Here is a 19,513-nt window from a genome sequence, read left to right as displayed (position 1 = left end):
GTGCTTAATTACGAGGGAAAGTCAAGAAATATTGCAACGGACGATATCGTTGACGAGATACTGGGAAAGGTGGAGGTGATTTGAGTGATTGAGGTTTACGATCTTGTTGACGAGGTTAACAAGAATGCAAGGGGATTTGTCGAGCTATTCACATACCTCTTGAAATACCGGATACTCTTCAGGGGCTCAGGGCTTGAGTTTGCAGGCCTTCGGGAATACGTCCCGGGAGAGGATGACGCCTCAAGAATCGAATGGAAGGCAAGCCTAAAGGGGCAGAAGATTTACATAAAGCAATACGAGGAGGAAAAAGACCTGAACATTTTTCTCCTTGTGGACACCTCCTCAAGCATGCTTTTTGGGACGCAGGAAAAGCTCAAAAGCGAGTACGCCTCAATCCTCGCCGCAACCATTGCCTTTGCCGGGATAGAAGTCGGCGACAAGGTGGGGCTTGCCATGTTCAATGACGGAGTCGTAACCTTCCATGAGCCCTCTCAGGGCCAAGACCAGTACTTCCAGATAATAAGGTCCCTAACTGACGAAAAAAATTATGGCGGAAAGTGCAACCTTGCTGATGCCCTGACCACCATGATAAACAATGTCCCCGAAAGGACCGCCCTCTTCATAATATCCGACTTTTTGGGGTGCGGAGACTTTGACGACCAGGTCAATATGTGCGCGGCAAAATTCAACCGGGTGTTTGGATTCATGCTGCGCGACCCCCGGGATGAAAAGATCCCTCCAGGAATTGGATACATATCCCTTCTTGACCCATACTCAAACACCACCATGACAGTCAATGCAGACAAGATAAGGTCCAGGTTCGAGGCAGAGGCAAAAGAGCAGTCAAAAAAAGTTGAAGAAACCTTTGTAGGTTCGGGATCTGGATTTATAAAGATATTTACAAATGAGTGTTTTGCCGACCCAACAATCAAATATCTCAAGTTTATTGAAGGATACTAGGAATATTATGGAGATTTCGTTTACTCTCGAGCACTCCGACCTTCTGATAGCGCTCGTTTCAATTGTGATTGCCCTATACTTCCTTTCGAGAAAGCTTTCCAAAAGAAGGGCGATAAAGTTCGGAAATTTCGAAACTCTAAGAAAAGTAGCAGGAAAAAACTTCCTATCTTACTCCATAATACCCCTATTCCTTCGCATTCTTGCGATCCTGCTCATAATCCTTGCCCTGTCTGCCCCGAAAATGATAGTTTCCCTGCCTTCTTCTGACACAGACTACATTATCACAATAGACACTTCCTCAAGCATGCTTACGCCGGACATTAAGCCAAACCGGCTCGAGGCCACGCGCTTTGCAGTGCTGGAATTCGTAAAGGAAAACGGCATGGGAAGCTTTGGGGTAGTCACATTTTCAGGTGAAACCCATATACAAACGGGGCTTACAAAGGACTCAGAAAAGCTTAACGAGGTAATCCTTTCCCTCCAGGCAGATGACTCTGCAGGAACCTCTATAGGTGAAGCCCTGATAGTCTCTTCGGTTCTCCTTGCAAACAGTACCAACAACAAGACAATCCTGCTTATAACCGACGGAAGAAACAACCGGGGGCTTGAAGTAAACAAAACTTATGATACTCTCCTTGAAAAGCAGATAAGGGTGGTATCTATTGGCATTGGAAAGGATATAAATGAAACCGCAGAGGTTCCAGAAGAGCTAAAAGACCTTAATGCCACAGCAGCCAAATTCCCCTCTATCGACGAGCACGAGCTTAGGGAAGTTGCAAACATCAGCGGAGGAAGCTACTTTCGGGTTTCCCAAACAAGTGAGTTAAAGGAAGCCATCGACAAAGCGGTCCACCAGGAAAACCAGGTGATTTCCGTGCAGTTCTACCTTCTTTTTTTGGCATGCATAATTCTCCTCATCGGCTGGGGGCTTGAAATAACAAAGTACCGCGTAATACCCTGAAAAATAGTTTCCCTAGTTTCTATATTAAAATGATATATTATGGCGAAGACTTCCAGAGCCAGAAAACCAAATCATACCTCAAGAAAAATTTCTAAAAGACCTACTAAAAAAACCATTCATCACTCCAGTGCGCCAAAAAGGACGATAGGCAGAAACCGCAAGTTCGCCACCGAAGTCGAGGCGCGGCTTATTGCCCTTCTGGAAAGGATACAAAAAGAGCTTGACGAAGCTCTCGACAAGGAGCTTAAGAGGGCTGCTGAAATCGGAAAGAGCGGAGAGTTCATAGATTTCAGGGAGAGCCATATAGAAGGTAAAAAGGAGCTTATTGAAGAAGCGTGCACCGTCAAGCTCCTGCAGGAAATGAAAAAGGAAATTTCGGAAACCATAACCCATCTCAACAATATCGAAAACGAGCACTCTGACGAGATAATGGACACTTATATGAAAAACCTCGACGCAAGTGCAGGGCAGCTTGACAAGTACTCCGAAATCTTCCGCAAAATTGGCGAGTCTTCGGAAGTGCCTACCGAAAGCCAGCGGGGTACAGAAAACCCCGAAAAAAAGGAAACGGCAAGTTCAGTGCAGAACACAGCCACTCAGGCGTCGGACCCATTTCAGACAAAATCACCTGAAAACATCAAAGAGCTTTCTCCAGACGACCTTAAAAAATACAGCACAAACCAGCTCCTGAGAAAGATTATCGAAGTACAGGTGGAGCAGCAAAGATACCTCAAAGAGCTCTGGGCAGCACACCGCCACAATCCGGCAGGTGCGGATGCGCAAACTCCCACTCAGGCCACTCTTGCTCCGGTCCAAGAAGTGGTTTCTCCGGCTCCAGGACAAAATGTAAATGAAAACGGCCTTAAATCAGCAGAACAGGAGATTATGCTGGACCTGCCCTCCCTTAGGATAAAAGATGCGTTCAAGCTAACAGAAAACACACCAGAAAAAGCTTCCGCAGGTGATGCAAAGCCAAAGATGGGGGGCGGCTGGCTATCATTTTTATCAAGAACCCCCGACGAGAAAACCCGGCTCAAAAATCTTACCTCAGACAACCTCAAAAAAGTGTCAAAACTTGGCGATGAGCGCAAAAAAGTAATTGGCATCAGCTACATTATCCGGCAGTTCCTTGAGATAAAATTCCAGATATCCAGAACCCTGACCTATTCCGAGATGATTGCTGAAATCAAGTCCAGGGATTTTGACCCACAGATAAAGACCTTGTTGATAGACTTCTTCGGCCAAATCCTTCAGGACGTTTACCGCGGCGAGCAGTTGACAATAACATCTGACTTTTCGCTCGACCTGGCAGACAAGATGGTGAAAAAGCTTGGAGACAAGGATAAAATACCCACTCGCTTTTCCAGAACCCCTCCAATAAACCTCATTGGAAAATAAGCCCAAAACCGGCTTTGAGATATAGATGCTACCTTTAAATAGTTACTTCTTATAAATAGTGTTATGAGAAGATTGCCTTTGCTTATGGTATGCCTCCTGGCGACATGCCTGGTTATATCCCCTGTGATTCATGAATCGGCCCACATTCTGGCGCTTGAATTTTCAGGCACGCCCTATATTACGGACCTTGAGATATACCCAAATACCTACGGCACAATAAGGATGCTTTCATCAGCGGGAATGGCAGAAACGATAATTTTTGTAGGCATTGGCATATTTACGAGCATTTTAGCAGGGATTTTTCTGCTCCTGGTAGGGAGGAAAAAAGAATCGCCCGTGTCGAGGATTTCCGGAGTGGGATTACTCCTCAACCCGACTCTGGCAATGTTTTCTGGAAGCGACCTCTCGACAATTTTGTCCTTTTTCGGGCTTGAATCCCTATCCATAATACTCGGGCTCTTTCTTGGAGGATTTTGCCTTTTAGAGCTAAACAGAGTAGCTACATCCTTACTATCGGAAGCCCCGTAAATTCAATAGTTATGAGGATAAAATTGAGCACTAATGCAAAAAAGACCAGAATAATCAGCACGTCCGTAAATCTCGCGTCTTCGCCACGCTCCATCTTTCTCTTTTTGTGGTGGACAAGCGCCATTTCAAGGAAAATCAGCAAAAATGCTATGAGAGCAAGCCAGGGTACTGGTGGCGCCATCAGCCGCGGGCTGGTGAATATATTTAGAGGCGCAAATGCATAGGCCCCTTCCCTACTCCAGACAATAACCGTCGTATTGCACTCTGCAGGAGTTTTCTTCGTCTTAAGCATAATCGCTATCGAGCCAGTATCCGAAGAGTTAAGGACATCTATAGCCGTATAATTATAGCTTTCGATGCACGCTTCTGCATTCTCGATTCGCACTTTTATGTCGGTTAGAGAAAGCCGACCCGTGTTTTCAACCAATATCGGAAGAACATTTTCCGAATCCACATACAGCCCTATCTCACGAGGGATTTCTATGATCTCAAGCCGCGTCCGGTTTGGGCCTTCTATTACTGTGACCCAAAAATAATCAATATCCAGCGTCACATTCTCGCCCACTGCCTTTACAGGAACTACATACTGTCCCAGAGCAGTATATGGGGGCCTGACAAAAACTGTCCTGTTGACAGTCGCGCCTACTTCAAGAAAGGAAACCAGCGCATCCTTCGACTCCCAGTCTTCGGGGATTATTGGGATAAGGGTTATATTTGTAGCATTGACATTTCCGATGTTAGTAACATTAAATATTGCAGGAATCCAGGCGCCCTGCTCTCCGGTTATGGAGCTGTTAAGCGGCTTTATGTCAATTGCAAGCTTTGCCATCTCCGGCTCGGGCTCTGGTTCCGGCTCTGGTTCCGGCTCTGGTTCGGGCTCGGGTTCAGGGGATGGAATAGGCTCTGGCTGAGGCGCGGGCTTATCCATGGTAATATTTACAATGCTAAAATTCTCACGCCGCTCAACTGTTCCGCTGCACTCTACTGTTTCCAGGCAGAAAGCAGTAAGGTTATCATCGAGAATAGTGCAGTTATAGGTGATATTTATGTACCTCCCTACCTGGATTCTCGTTCCAAAAACCACACATGTTCCGTTTTCGGAAATATCTTCGGCAAAAAAATCGTAGTTTGGGGGGCTGTAGTCCTCAAAAGTGCAGTCCGCATCAGTAAGGGAAACAACTTCAGAAGAAAGGTCAGTTGAAAGGCAGGAGTAGCAATAATTGTCACAGGTTTCAAGTATATAGGAAAAAGCCCGGTAGTTTGTGCCATTTATCTGCCCAATGCCCTCATACCCGATGGTGCCATTCTTCATCGCGGGAACAGTAGAGTTTGAGAGAGTGCTTGTGTTTATATAATACTCGGCATCAGTATAAGAAACTCCAGATATGCTTCTTCCAGTCGCACAGTCCATGTCCGTGCCATTTACGGTGCAGTTGGTGGTTGAATTGAGTATGGCTACACTTAAATTTAGTTCCTGGCCGCTTAGTTTGCTAAAGTAGGTCACCAGGGCTATGGCGGTATAATTCCCCAAAGGGGTCTTTCCAATACTCCAAATATTCCAGTAAAACGCATTGTCGCCACTGGTGATATTCCTGTCGGGAAAGCCCCCGCCCGAAACATTCCATATGTACGAGCCAAGGGAATCCTCTATTTTCAGAGTAAACCACTTCTCGCTGACCGGAACATTTCCAGTGTTTTCAAAATAAACCAGAACTGGAAGCGTCATGTTCTGGGAGTATTCTTTTTGCACATCAAAAGGCACGTAACGGACAATGTTAACCATGCAGCTTGGAACCACATTTATGTTGACGATGATTACGTGCTCCTGCGGCTTAAGTGCGTATACATAAGCCGTATCCGAAAAAAAGGGGTAGTTTTGCTCCAAAAACCAAACCACATAAGGGCAGGTCCCAAGGTAAGATTCATTATCGGGAACAGAATAATTGTAAAAATAGGTGCCGTTAGAAAGACTGGCCATTGGATAAATTTCGCTTTCGTTAAAAGGCAAAGTTATGTTCAGGTAGACTCCTGAAATGTTAAGCCCTGATAGGTTTGCATATATGGGTAGGTTTCCCCCAAGCTCAGCAAAAAATGGGTCTGCCCAGACCGTAACATTAGGCCGCAGGACAAAAAAGGTGTAATTTTCCGAAAGGGTCGAGTTTCCGTCCTCAATAAAGCTCAAAAAATAGCCATACCTCCCAACAAGAGACTGGTTGTCCGGAAAGCTTTTGAGATATCGGTAGGTGAAGTTATCTGAAGTGTCCATCAGCCCGGACTCGCTTGCATTTAACGGGCTGGTGATGTTAAGCTCTACCGCCGTGATATTTACGCCGCTCAGGTTTGCATAAATATAGACATAATTCCCCGGCGTGCCGTACGGAGGGTCGACCCATGACTGGATATCTGCGCCAATTGCAAGAGGCAATGCCAAAACCAGCATAAAAAGCATAATCCGGGCGTCGACCATAACTATTTACCACTCATTTCTTTAACAAAAAGAATATTGTCGCCAGGAGCACCAGTATGAGTGCTGCAAGCCCAAAAGTCACTAAAGAGTCATTATCCTGCTCCTCCATCACGATATACCCAGAAGGCACGCTTTTTGGGTTAGCTGTGTCCTCAGAAGAAGAGGGTTGACCTTCATCTCCATCTTCATTTTCTTCATAGGAACTTGAAGGAGAGCCGCCTGACAGTATCTGGGAAACTGCGCTGCCAATAGAGCTAAGACTTGGGAGAGTATAAGCGGGAATATCTATTTCCCCAAAGCCAAATTCTTCCTCAATAGTTGGCTCATCTGTAGGGTAGGTTTCCCCCGGGACAGTTACGGCCAGGTTATATTGCAGTACCTGGACAACCTTTTGCACCACTCCTCCCTCTGAGGAGGTTTCCAGGGAAGTGCTTCCGGAAACGGTCACAGGAATGACATAATGGTTCTTTGTTATCTTCTGCGGAACCCTTACGTAAACGTAAACCGGATAAATACGTACGTATTTGTCTCCCAAAATAACCCACCGGTAGGCAGGGTCAGGAGAATATGTCTCTCCACCTGAAATCTGCAGGGTTTTTGGAGCAACTTCTACCTGAAGGTCACTCACAGAGCCAGCAGACACACTGAGGTCAAGCTCTGAATCATCCAGCGAAAAAAGATAGATTTCGAACTTTCCAACCCCTCCGGGGGAAACCTGAATGCTTGAAATATCCATCGTGCCTCCAAGAGTGCTGTCTGAGAGGGCAGGGCTTAAAAATAGGCAAAACATGACTGCAATAAAAACCAAAGGGCTATCTTTTGGTACCATGCTAGCTCGTGGCATTTGCCATAATATAGATGTAGCCATAATAATTCCCTACGGTAACTCCTTGAGGGGTGTTCACCCAGTAGTAAGTTGACTGGTTGGTTCCTGAAGGCGCTGTTGAAAGCAAGGTCTTGTAGGATTCGGCCAAAGGCGTGGAAAAGCCCGGCAGGTTTGCAGTATGGTAGCTTAAGTTGCCCACAGATATATTGTAGCCCGCAGGCCCGCTGAGGTTAGTCCCTCTTATATAAAGCCCTTCTGCGTCGTTCGAGTTGGTGTTAAGGGAGACATAAATAGGGCAGGTTTCAAGAGGTATCTTGGAAACTACTGTGTCTGGAAGGACGGTTGCATTAAGCTGGTGCGATGAAAGTGCCATAATCAGGACTATGGAAATATCGATTGTTGCATCATCGGTATTATTGCTTGTTGTAGACGCCCCGTCGAACAGGGCATCAAGCGACCACAAGCCATTCAGGCCACCGGTTGCATTAATTGTCCAATTTAATGTGCAGGACTCACCCTCATCAAGATTTCCACAGGAAAGCGGGTTTTGCGCGCTTCCAGAGGAAGAATTCACTACATAAAACGGCACGGCGCTCCCAGTGCTTAGTGCTGTGTCCGGATTCTCCGAAGAGCCGTTATAGCGGACGGTGCCCTGCACTGCCCCGCAGGAGCCGCCACTGCAGGTAACATTTGCCTTAAGCACAAAGGTTCTGTTTCTCCCTACCTTGTAGCCGCTTTCAAGCTCTGCATCGCCCCCGCCAGGAATAGTGGGGGGAAGCATAAGATAGACTTCAAGCGAGCCGCCGCTCTCCACAAGCTCAATAGTTGTATTTGCGTAATTTGAAGGGCTTGAGTTACAGTAGAGTGTCGCATTGTGGGTAATATTGCACTTAACGGAATAGTTTGTGCTTGAAAGGCCTGTGGTCGCCCAGTAGTATGCAGAGTGCCCGGAAGTGTTTGTCAGATTAATCCCAATAAAGTGATATGTGCCTTCAGTGTCATTTTTGTAGTAAAATGACGCCGGGTAGCTCGCTATTGGGGAGGACGAATTTGCGTCAATCGCCCTGCAGACAAGGGGCACAACCGAGCCAAGGTTTGCATTTCCTCCGTCGGGAGAAGTCCAGGTAGCGTTCGACCATCCCCAAAAAATTATCGAAGTATTTGAAGAGTTGTCCAAGTAGTGCTCTTTAGACACATTGACCCTAATCTGCTGCGGCCCCAGCGCATGCCCTATCGGAATAGCCCAGGAAGTATCCTCACCGGAGGCAATAACCGAGGTGGAATTGTTCCAGGTAGCAGAAACCGGGGTGACGGCCTGGAAATACTCGTCGCGCGTCGTCGAATTCAGCGTTACCGTGTCTCCAATATGAAAAGCCGAAAGTGCGGCAGGAGAGTCTATTGTAACATTAAGCTTTCCGGTGAGATTGAATATTCCTGAAGTTTCGTCATCCCCAGCGCTTACATTATAATAGCCGCTGCTCGAAATAATGCAGTTAAAGGTTATTTCTCCAGGAGACTCATTTCCCGAGTTCCAGTTGTGCGTAGCGACCCCGGAAGCATTTGTCGCAGCGGTTCCCATATATTCCCAGGTAGAGTTATAAAAGTAAACCGGGTAGCCCGATATTCCGCTTGAGTTGTCCTTGTCATAAACCCTGCATCTCAAAGAAATTATCCCCCTCGGGGCATCTGTTGTTGGGGAATACCACTCAACCTTGCTCCTTCCCCAGACCTCAAAGTTCAGGTAGGAGAGCGTATTGTTCCAGTTGCCCCAGGTATCTGAGGCATTTATCTTCACAGCATGAAGCCCAACGCTCCATCCGGAATTAGTGGCTATCGTATGGTTTGTCCATTTTCCAGAGATTGTATCCGGAGTAAACACCTGAAGGGCGCTTGTTGTTGTGTTGTAGGTAACGTTTGCGCCGCCCACATCCTCTGTCCACTCGGCGTAAACTTTCAGGGATTCTCCCTTCCAGACAGACGTATCATTGGCCCCGTATGTGGGTGCGCTTGGAGGCGTCGTGTCTTCGCCAACACTTGCTGCATAGAGAGCAATCGATGCATTATATGGAGAGTGGGCGTCATAATAAGCCGAGGCCAAGCTTGTGATATTGCAGCTTATAATCTCCCAGCCAAGGGTCGTGTCGTTGTATGTCCAGGACGCCCACCCGGTGGAGTTTGTATCGTTGCTTCCAAGGTAGCCAGTCTCATTGCTGTAGAAGGAAACCTGGTAGCCGGAAATGCCTGTGCCGTTATGGTAATCAACCACCCTACAACCCATGATAGTGTTCTCCTCCTCATATATTGGGTTTGGAAGAAGCGAGGTTTCATTTATTATCGCATAGCCCCACACTTCAGTATAATTGAACGGGCTTGTGAGATTCAGGTTGCTGCTCGAGTCATTTGCGTAAACTCTCCAGGCCATCGGACCAAGGCGGGAATTATTCGGGATAAGCGAATCAAAGGATGCAGTTGCGCTTGAAGCGCCCAAAAACACTGACGGAGCTATTGAGCTGTTTTTGAGTACTCCAGACTCATTTGACTCGAGCCAGGCATAGTCCAGCAGGTAATTGTCGTGCCAGTCAACTGAGAAAGTTATATTTTCACCACGGTAAACTTTTGTCGCATTTGAATCAGGGTCTTCGTGCCATGGGGGGGTAAGTTCAACTGTCCTGAGGGCAGAAGACCTTGAACTGTTTGAGGTTGCATTGTAATATAAATCCTCGTCATGGGTTATGTTGCACGTCAGGTTCTCGTAGCCAAGGGAATAATCGATATAATACCCGGAAGCCCATCCAGTAGAGTTGGTGGTGTTTGTCCCAATAAGTCCTGTCGAGTTGTAAAATGAAACCGTATATCCAGGGATTGCCGTTGCATTATCTGAAGTAACCCTGCAGTTAATCACGGACACACTCCCATTTGTTATCGTGCTGTTGCTGAGGTTCCACTGATTGACAGACGCCCAGCCCCAGACTTCAAAAGGCAGGTAGTCTAAGGTGTTGTTCCAGTTTCCGCTCATGTCCGAGACATAAAGCTTCACGAGGTGGGGCCCAATCTTCCAGGTCGAGTTTGTGCTAAGGGTATAGTTTGTCCAGTTTTCGGAATTCGGCGAAGGAAGAGCCAATGTGGAGTTCTGGAATGCATATGCTGTGGTGTTATACTCCGCTATTGCCTGGGCGATTTCCTCCACCCAGCGCCCATATACGGTAAATGACTCTCCTCTATGAACAACGTCCCTTGTGACATCGTAAACATTATTATAAAGCTGCGGAGGCATGCTTTCCGAGAAAACTACCTTGACAACTGAATAATCTAACAGGTTGAACTGAGTGTCATTAATCTGCAGGTGCACGCCGTAATCCGCGGATTCTGACGAGTTTATCTCAAAGACATAATACAGAGTCAGGTTCCGGTTGACATACAGAATTCCGCCAAGCGTCGTATTCCATACAACTTTTCCGCCGGTCCAGTTTCCTCCGGTAAAATTGCTTGAGCCGTTTGAATACCAGATGTTATCCGAAGGGCTCAGGTTCCAGGTCGAGTTCAAGCCCTCATGGTAAAACAGGTCTGTAGAATCTATCTGCCAGGAAGACTGGCTGGTGTCATTATTCCACAAGTCAATCTCGACCCGGTAGGTCTTTCCGGTAAGCAGGTTGAATGTCGTGTTAAGCCCGGAACTTGTGAGGTTTGTTGCATCCACCTTCTTGTCAGAGGCATCCGTAACATCGTAGACCCGGATAGTATTGAGCTGTATTATTGACGGTGGCTTTGTGATATTAAACTCATAAGTGGCATTTAGGTAATTACCATCATCATTCTCCAGGATTGTCCCATCAGGGCTTGAAATCTGCACATAAACCCTGTAGATTCCAGGAGTCTCCTTTGAGGTATTCCAGCCGCTCCCTTCCCCGGGGCCATTCCATATGGGCGCAAGGGACAGGTTGCCGTAGCTTGAAATTTCCCTTGGAAGGGTGTCATTGATAACCGGATTTCCTGAAGGAATATCCTGCCAAGCAGTGCCATTTAGCATCTGGACCTTCATCAAAAGGTACCCCTTAAATCCCGCGGCGTAATCATTGTAGGCAATCGACTGTCCGGTGAAGTTCTGCTCGATGCCTGAAAAGTATGAAAGCGGCTCGATTCCCCTTGACAGGAGGTCTAAAGGCGCCCTTGCAATGTTTGAGCCCCTAACCTCGTCAACAGTTCCCTTGAAGTATTTTGTGGGGTCATCGGCAATATCATCAATCCTTGCTGCGCCAATCATCAGACTGGACGTGGGGAAATTGGAAATACCGTTGTCAGCGCAGGTTGCATTAAGAGTTCCATCAAGGTAGATATTTCTCACGCTTCCGTCCCAGGTAACCGCAATATGGTACCACTGGCCCGCAGTCCAGTTGTTTTTTGTTGCTGTGCAGCTGTCAACCCCCGTACCGGCAGATTCTGTTCTGAACATCAGGCCGCCGTTTACGCAGTCGGCCCTGTCCTGGCCGCATAAGCTCACTTCAAGGCTGTTCGAAGTGTCCTGCCAGACTCCAAAAAGGCCTTGAGAATACTGACTTGAGGAATTGAATGATTCATCCAGCTTAAACCACGCTTCAAGTGTCCCGTCGTCAACGTCCATGGAAGTGCCCTCTTTTATATATTCGTCAGAACCAGGGAGATAAATCGCATACTCGCCAAACCGGATTCCCGAAGACGACCACTGAGGCCCCCTTTCAAGAGTTGCATTGTTCCCGTTTCCTGAATAATCATATACCGAAAGGCCTGACCCTTCAGTAAAGTGGTAAAGGAATACTGTATCTGAATCATTATGATATCCTACAAGCGACTCGTTTGAGGAAGCCAGAGGATTTCCGTAATAGATATAAAATTCATTTTTGCTTTCGCTAGCCGAGAGGTTTACCTCAAACTCAACAACAGTCAAAGGGGTGTTGCAGGTTGAGTTCCTGACGTTGTAAATAATGGGAGTTTCATTCTGCAAAACCCTAACGTCACTGCAATCGGACTTCATCTTCCCTGCGGATATCAGCGACTGGGTGTCAAGAGTGACGTTGATTACGTAATCCGTAAGTGGTGTGTTGTTTTGCTCAGTGATGTTTATAGGCCTCCTATAAGACCATGAATAGTTCCACCAATTTGAAAGCGGCGTCAGATTTACCATCTCATTTGGGCCGTATGAGCTATTCAGGGTCTTGACATAGAGTTCTATTCCCGCGCCTACATGAAACTGGTAAGTGGGGCTTGTGGAAATTTTCCCGGCAGTATTGTTCGCCCAGATATAGTAAGTATAGTTTCCATAGACCCAGGTGTCTGAGTGGTTGTACTCGTACATTTCCAGAGTGTAATTTTCCATAGGGTAGCAGGCCTCTGACAGGGAAGGTGGAGTTATGCAGACAAGCGCGGCAGACACCTCTGAAGGGTCAGTTATGTTTGCCCGTATTGTGACGTTATATCCGTACCCCTGGGTTTCTGGAGTTGCAGAGACATTCTTTATGTCTGGCTTGTCATAAATAGTAATGTTTGTCGTGTTGTACGAGGAATAATAATAAGAATCCAAAAGCCCTGCAAAAGAAGCATTGATTGCGTGGTCTCCAAGAGAGGCAGTTTCCGGAACCGTATAATAGATATAAAATTGTCCTGTTGCGTCTGTCGTGTTAGCCCCGATGAACACATCATCAGTTTCGTCATCAACGCTTACCGTAGCTCCCGGTATACCGGTTCCGTTATCCATTATGAGCTTTCCAGAAAACCTTACCATCTCGCCCTTTACAGGGTTCGAGTTGTTCGTGCTAAGAGGGCTGATTGTTGTTTTTGCGTAAACTGTCACAGTTGCCGTATCCCAGTCCTCATACCCTTCCTCGGAGTCTGACCTCAGCTGAACCGTCTGGGGTCCAATAGCCGAGCCAATCCCGACATAAACGGTCACATTATTCCAGATAATTTCCTCAGGAACCTGCTCGGTGACGTTTACGCTAAAATTACCTGTCGAGTTTGTCCAGCCCGCAGGCACGGTCCAGTTGAGATAAACATTGTGCATTGAGTCGTCGAGCGTGTTGTTCGAGTAACCCCGAAGCTCTTCATATTCGCCGCGGGTTAGGTTTGATGGAGAATGGTCTATTATCACAAACTGCCCGGGAATCCTGATGAGAAAAGGCTGCGGGCGAATCTCTGTCCAGGAGTGAGTTTCATTTCCGGGGTTGGTGTAATTAAGGGTTGCGTTAAGGACGTAGTCTCCGGGGGGAGTGTTATTGGTGGTAACATTGAATGAAAAAGTGTAAGCCGTCCACCCGGTGAGGTTTCCAAGTTCGCAGTATGGAAGGCCCGTGGAAAGGCAGGTTGCGTTAAGCCCTTCGAGCTCAGGTAAATTCACGGAAACATTCACGAGCGTCAGGTTCTTTGACCACGGGTTGGTTATGGTGAAGTTATAGATTGTCGACTGGTTCTGGAAAATTTTTGTCCGCTCCATCTTTGAAGTTGTGTTCTCGTAAACCTTGTGAAGCGTGAAATAAAGTGTCTTGTTCTGTGTTGTCGAGCCGGATGCCGATGACATCGTGACATTCCAGTAAAAGTTATAGCTTCCGGAAGTCGCGTTAAGCGGAATTACATATCCCATGGTGCTATTGTCAAACTGCCTTTCGCAGGACTCGTCTACAGCCAGGTCTCCGCAAGAGCTGTTCTCGCTTAGAGGTCCCCAGGAAACGCCCTTGCTGGCCGCGTCAAGGACATTCAGGGTAATTGTCGCATTTATCGAAGTTGTGTTCCTGTTGATGACAGTGACATTTATCCAGGACAGGTTGTCTCCGGTTTCGTACTCGTTAATCGCGTACGTGAAATTGTTTTCGTGCTTGAGCGCCGTAAGCTCCAGGTAAGAGGAAAGAATGGTGAATTGGTACCATCCCGCGACTTCCGCAGAGTCGTCGTTTAGAAGCGTTCCGCCGCTTGCATCAGTAAGCCGGACATATGCCCGGTAAAGACCTGGAGTCTTGACAAGCGTGTTCCACCCGGCAGGGTTCCATATCTCATCAAGCATCAGTGTCTGGCCAGAAGTCAGGTTTCTTAACTTCTGTGGCGGAATCCTGTCATTGACAAACGGCGCCTCGAAATTCACCCAGGATCCCGAGCTGTACCTCTGCACCCTCATCTCAAGGTAACCTGAAGAGTTTGTGGAACCGTTATTGTAAATGCGGGACTTAAGCCGGTCAGTTTCCGCGCCAAATGTTACTGAAGGGTCGGTTCCGACAAACCGCCGGACCTTATAATTATCCAGCCAACCGATTGCCTGGGCGGGGGAAAGCCCAAAATATCCGGCAGAGGTGTGGTTGCTGTCTCTGGCATAAATGTCAGGAAGCTCACTAAGGTTCGAGTTTATCCAGACGCTGTGCACATCCCCGTAGATTGCGTACTTCATGTTCTGCACCGCATTCCACTGGAAAAAATAATAGGGGTCTGCCTGGTAAATCGTGTTGCTTCTCTCGCCTACGGTCCACGAGTCAACGGTAATTCCAGGTGAAGGGTACTCAGACTGTGCGGAATAATCAAGGTAATAATGGGTTGACGTGGCTCCGGGGTTTTCGATTCTGCCGATAAGCGCAATCGTCGCGTTTGTCGGGTAAGCGCCCGTAATATAATAGTTGACTTCCATCAACAGGTCTTTTGCGCTGACGCCTGTCGGGTACATGTCGGACTGGTAATTGTCGCCTGTGTCAAAGTCCATTTTTTGAGTGGTGGCATTATAGTTTGGAGCAATATATTGAACAGCATTTCCGTGTATGTCTACCCACTTTGCCTGGCTGTAGAGCGAAAGAGTATTGGACGAAAAATCATCCCACCACAAGTAGATTTTGCTTCTGTTTGCGGGAGGGTTTTCCGCATCCGGGCTTGAGTAATAGAGATAGTAATTCGAGTCTGAAGCGGAAGCGGATAGGTCTTCAACTGTCTCAAACCAGATCTCAGTTGAGGTTGAGTTGAACGGAGTTTCATTTATTCTGTCAAGCTCGAGCCATGACTGGTCTGTCGAATTGTACCAGGCAATCCTTAGGTCATCTCCGCTTGAATGAAGCTTTCCTGCCCTGACAAGAGAAGCCGTGTCAACAACAACATTTACGGAGTAGCCATCCTCCATCAAGAGAGTGGAATTGAGGTTTGTAATGTTGAGCTTCTTCCGGTACCGGTAAGTATCGTTCCACCAGGAGGTTTCATTTGCGTAGAGGTTTACGTCCTCGTTAGGACCATAAGTCAGGTTTTCAGTCATCACTGTGAGAGACAGGTCTGACCTGAGGTAAAAATACTGGGGGCTGCTCGTAGAGTTGTATCCGTCGGTGTTATTTGACCAGACATAATACTGGTAATCCCCCCGTTTCCAGGTGTTATTGAAATCGTACTCAAAGACAGATGAAGAAACATTTGTCATCTCGTAAGCTGTATATGCTTCTCCCGGACGCTTAATATAGGCATAAACCTTGTCCCTTTCTGTGTCAAGGACTTCCGCTGAAATCTTTACGGTGTTTCCGTACCCAATCAGTTCCGGGGTTGCGTTTATCGTTCCAAAAGAGGTCAGTATGAAGAGGCCCGACGCTTCCATTGCATTTCCGTTTGCGTCAACAAGCAGGTTGCCGCTGGAGTCAACAAACCTTGCGCGAGCCCTATATGTCCCGGAAGGGTTCTGTCCTGCGTTCCAGGGCACGGCATTCCATAGAGACGCAATATCCAGGGTTCCGTTTTGGCCGATATTTCTAAGTGTTGCTGTGGAAATGTCGTTTATCACCTCTCCAACAATCTCCCAGGAGCCGGAAAGATTTGACTCGACATACGCCCAGAGGTAGCCGGACAGGTTTGTGCAGCCAGTGTTTGCCAGTGCAGAGCCATTATAGATTTCAACCCAGATACCGGTCCAGTTTATTTCATCATAATGCGTGGAGTTGTAGTAGTCAAGCATCATGGCTCTAATCCGGATGTCCCTGTTTGATGAATTTGACCAGCCGGAAACAATTGAAGAATCATTTGTGTAAATGCTTACGTTTCCGGTAGAGTTTAGAGACAGGTTTCCTATTGTGACCCAGGAAGTTCCATTGTAAAATTCTGCCTCTAGATAGGGTAGAGTATTTCCCCGCTCATCCGAGCCCGAAGAATTATAAGACGATATGTAGGCCGTGAGCTTAAGCAGGTATATGTCTGAGATTTCTTCCAGGACAACCTCAGAATAGGTAGAGTAGGTCGAGTTTACCTCGATATCCGGGTATTCCCCGGTTGTGGCAGAAAAGTTTACTTCATCTATATACGCATCCTGATTGTCATTGGAAGCATCGCACTGGAACCTTATTTTTGACAGGTCTGTGAATGGATATGCGCTGTCATTTATGTAAACGGTGGAATTGTAAAACGCGCCGGTTGAAAAGTTCGTTCCTGCCACATAGCTGGCGACAGTGGTCCAGGTCGAGCCGCTGTCATTAGAGTACCTAAGCCAGAAGTCCTCTCCTGCAGAAAAGCCCGTGGCATAATACCAGAAAGATACCTTTGCCGCCGTGTACCCGGAAGCATCCAGACCGTAGTTGTTTGTGTGGTAGAATGATGCAGCGTCCCCCGTGTTGTCCTGGATATCTACCGAATTACTCCCCTGGTGAGAGTAAGTCCCTCCGGTGTAAAGCTCACAGTCAGCCCCTCCGTCAGTGTATGAGCCAAACCCGGACTCGAAATTATCATATGTGAGCTGCACCCATACCGGGTCATTCAGGATGCCTTTCTTTTGAACCGTTCCCATCTCCAGGTTTGCTGAAGGCCAGACTGAAGGGCTGGCAAGAATCACGTCTTCGCCAGGAGTATATGCTGCCATTCCAGATGAAATCCCAAGCGTCGCATTCGAATATATGTATATGTAAGGGTCATAGAGGCGAATGTTCCCGTAAGTGTCATTCGCGGTGATTGTGTAATAGTAATCCCCATTTTCCCACGCCCAGAAGGAATACTCATAAATGTCGGGAGTACTGTTAACCATCTCATAAATCTCTGAAGGACCACTGGGTGGCGTCAGGTTAATTATTACCTTGTCCACTACTCCATTGTCAGTGACGTTCGCCCTTACAGTAATATAACTTCCAAGCCCAAAGGTAAGGTTGGCCGGAGAAACCTCTGAAATAACCGGAGGCGTCGGGTCAAGCGTGATTGTGACTACATGTGAAGTTTCTGTTGAGGTGTAATTCTCATCCCCGCTGAAGTTTGCCTTCACAAGGTAACTTCCCATGCTGTAGGTGAGGTTCGTGATGTTCTGAAGCGGGCTTGTGCCTGACTGCCATGGCGTAAGAGAGCCAGTGAAGTTCGCCCAGATTTCAACCACTTTTCCCGAAACGCTGAGTTCTGCCGTAAAGTTGGCGTTCGAATTCTCGGAGTAGCTTCTATCTCCATCAGTTCCATTCAGGTAAAGCGTTATTGTTGAGGTTGCCTTCTGAACAGTAAAATTCTGGTAAGGCATTGTATCATTCGTGTTGCCAAAAGTATCATTTGCCCAGTATCTCCAGTAAACCGTCCTTCCGGCGGGAAGCTCAGACACCGGAATCGTGTAGTTGTATATTGCCCCCGAAACAGAAGGCGTGTAATTATGCCAGGAACCTGTGTAATTCGACTCAAAGTAAACTGTCCCCATAGCAACATTATCTGTCCAGGTGGCGTTGCATTCTACCGGCTGGCCATAGGTGGAGTTTTCGGAAGGGAACTGGAGAAGGCCAGAATATTCCGGAGGCACTGAATCAGCATAAGTTATATTCAGGTAAGGCCGGTTTGCTGCGCTGCATCCGGTGGGGTTTCCAGAGGAGGATTCTTTAGAGCAGAACATATCTTCAGTGTTTGAGCCAGATGTTTCGGGAGAAACGATAACCATCGACAAGTTCTGGCCTCCATTTGCGTATTCAGCGCCAGCCATTTTTGTAACATTCCAGCACTTCCAGCCTGTAGAGGTTGTAGCCTCAGAATCCTCAGCAGTAAGGTTGCAATCAGCGGAATCATCAAAGTTAACGCCGCATACCTGGTTTGTCCAGTTCATGTTCGACTCTGTCAAGCCATCCCAGGAATGATCAGTCACATGGTATATGGAGCCAGTTGCTGTATTGCCATTGTTGTAAAGATACATGCAAAATCTTGCATCGGTCAGGGAAACATTCACCGGGACCGAATCGATATTGAACATCAGGTAAATCCTACCCCTACGCGTAGACCTGTCCCTTAGCATAAGCCCTGTGCTGCTGCCATAGTTCGAACTTGGAGAATAAGAGTAAACATAAGTATCTCTCAGGTTTTGCGTGTCTGCCGCCTGGAGCTGGATTGTGGGGTCAAGCCACAGCCCCGACTGGTTTGATACATTTCCTATGAGAAGAGTCGAGTTTCCTGAAAAAACGAGTGTGTGGTTTTGAGCAAGGTCCAAAAAGCCAAACTGCAGATTTTCACCAATTATGATTGACGCCTTGTCTTCGCCAAGCTTCATCGGAAGGGCTAATCTATCGGCACCGATTACTTCAAGTCCCACATACTCAAGCCCCTCAGAAAGATTGGGTGAAATGCCCGTTATGTTTAGGGAGTACTTATAGCCCTCGGTATTATTGATTATTACGCCTGCTACGCTAAGCCCGGGAAACATAGCTCTGGCCTGAGAATAATTGTGCCTTTGGCCCTTATAGAAGAAGAAAACCTCTATTGCAACTGACCGGTTAAGCCAGGACAGGTTGTATGCGCCGTCAGCCCACTTCAGGGAAAATACCTCGGTAAAATTCCTTGGAGTCCCGTTTGCGTCCAGGACCTGACCTGAGGAAGAGCGAAGAGAGAGAGTATTTTTTTGAACGTTTGTAGGAGAGAGCGTTGAAGGGGCCTCCAGTATGGAAAAGGAACTGAGCTTAAGGGAATCATCCGCAGAGGTATTTACCAAAGACGTTTGGCTCTCAGAAACCTGCTGCTCCACATCTGAGGGGGCATCCACCATAGCTGTGTCAACTACTGACAAGGGGCTTTCCTCTAGCCGGGAAGTTTCCACTCCTTCCCCAAGCCCCCTTACATAAAAGGTCTGGCTTTCGCTTCCGCACACGGCTGTATAGGTTCCAGGTTCCTGCGGAACAAATTGTATCTTACTTGGGCCTGCATCGACACCCACCCCCTCCGAATCGTTCAGCCCTATGAGCTGCCCCATGCATAGTATGTCTATGCTTGAACCAACAACAAAATTAGCATCATGCCCCAGGGTCGTCATTATAACAAGCGCCTTGCCACCTGGGCTGGTTTCGCTATGCACTACTAGTGAGCTAAACTGAAGAATGGATATGGATAAAACAGCCAAAAGCAATACGGCGGATACTCTCAACTCTGCACGCATAATTAATCTCGCCAGAAGTGTTTTATA

7 protein-coding genes are annotated in these 19,513 nt (G+C 47.3%); 4 read left to right on the top strand and 3 right to left on the bottom strand.

Annotated elements, in window-relative coordinates; translation table 11 throughout:
• Positions 1-84: 84 nt before the first annotated feature.
• The 4 genes from JW727_00165 to JW727_00150 all read left to right on the top strand — a co-directional run bounded on the left by JW727_00165 (position 85) and on the right by JW727_00150 (position 3,847).
• Positions 85-960 (top strand): DUF58 domain-containing protein, encoded by an 876-nt coding sequence (locus JW727_00165; GenBank protein MBN2094438.1) that lies wholly within the window; start codon positions 85-87, stop codon positions 958-960.
• 7 nt (positions 961-967) lie between these two features.
• Positions 968-1,921 (top strand): VWA domain-containing protein, encoded by a 954-nt coding sequence (locus JW727_00160; GenBank protein ID MBN2094437.1) that lies wholly within the window; start codon positions 968-970, stop codon positions 1,919-1,921.
• A 39-nt stretch (positions 1,922-1,960) separates the two neighbouring features.
• Complete coding sequence (locus tag JW727_00155) at positions 1,961-3,319, top strand: hypothetical protein (protein MBN2094436.1); 1,359 nt, start codon at positions 1,961-1,963, stop codon at positions 3,317-3,319.
• 84 nt (positions 3,320-3,403) lie between these two features.
• On the top strand, positions 3,404-3,847 hold the full coding sequence (locus tag JW727_00150) for a hypothetical protein (protein ID MBN2094435.1): 444 nt from the start codon (positions 3,404-3,406) through the stop codon (positions 3,845-3,847).
• Here the strand turns inward: JW727_00150 and JW727_00145 are convergent.
• From JW727_00145 to JW727_00135, 3 genes are read right to left on the bottom strand one after another with little or no spacing between them, the layout of a single operon-like run.
• Positions 3,819-6,314 carry a hypothetical protein gene (locus JW727_00145; GenBank protein MBN2094434.1) on the bottom strand — a complete coding sequence of 832 codons (2,496 nt, stop codon included), beginning with the start codon at positions 6,312-6,314 and terminating at the stop codon, positions 3,819-3,821. The two genes, JW727_00150 and JW727_00145, sit on opposite strands and share 29 nt — an antisense overlap.
• Positions 6,315-6,327: 13 nt before the next feature.
• Positions 6,328-7,143, bottom strand: a complete 816-nt coding sequence (locus JW727_00140) for a hypothetical protein (protein ID MBN2094433.1) — start codon at positions 7,141-7,143, stop codon at positions 6,328-6,330.
• 1 nt (position 7,144) lies between these two features.
• Positions 7,145-19,486 (bottom strand): hypothetical protein, encoded by a 12,342-nt coding sequence (locus JW727_00135; protein ID MBN2094432.1) that lies wholly within the window; start codon positions 19,484-19,486, stop codon positions 7,145-7,147.
• Between the last annotated feature and the right edge of the window lie 27 nt (positions 19,487-19,513).

The organism is Candidatus Aenigmatarchaeota archaeon (genome assembly GCA_016932615.1).
Lineage (GTDB): Archaea > Aenigmatarchaeota > Aenigmatarchaeia > QMZS01 > QMZS01 > JAFGCN01.
Note: the sequence above shows the minus strand (reverse complement) of the source record. Positions and strands in the feature narration are given on the sequence as shown.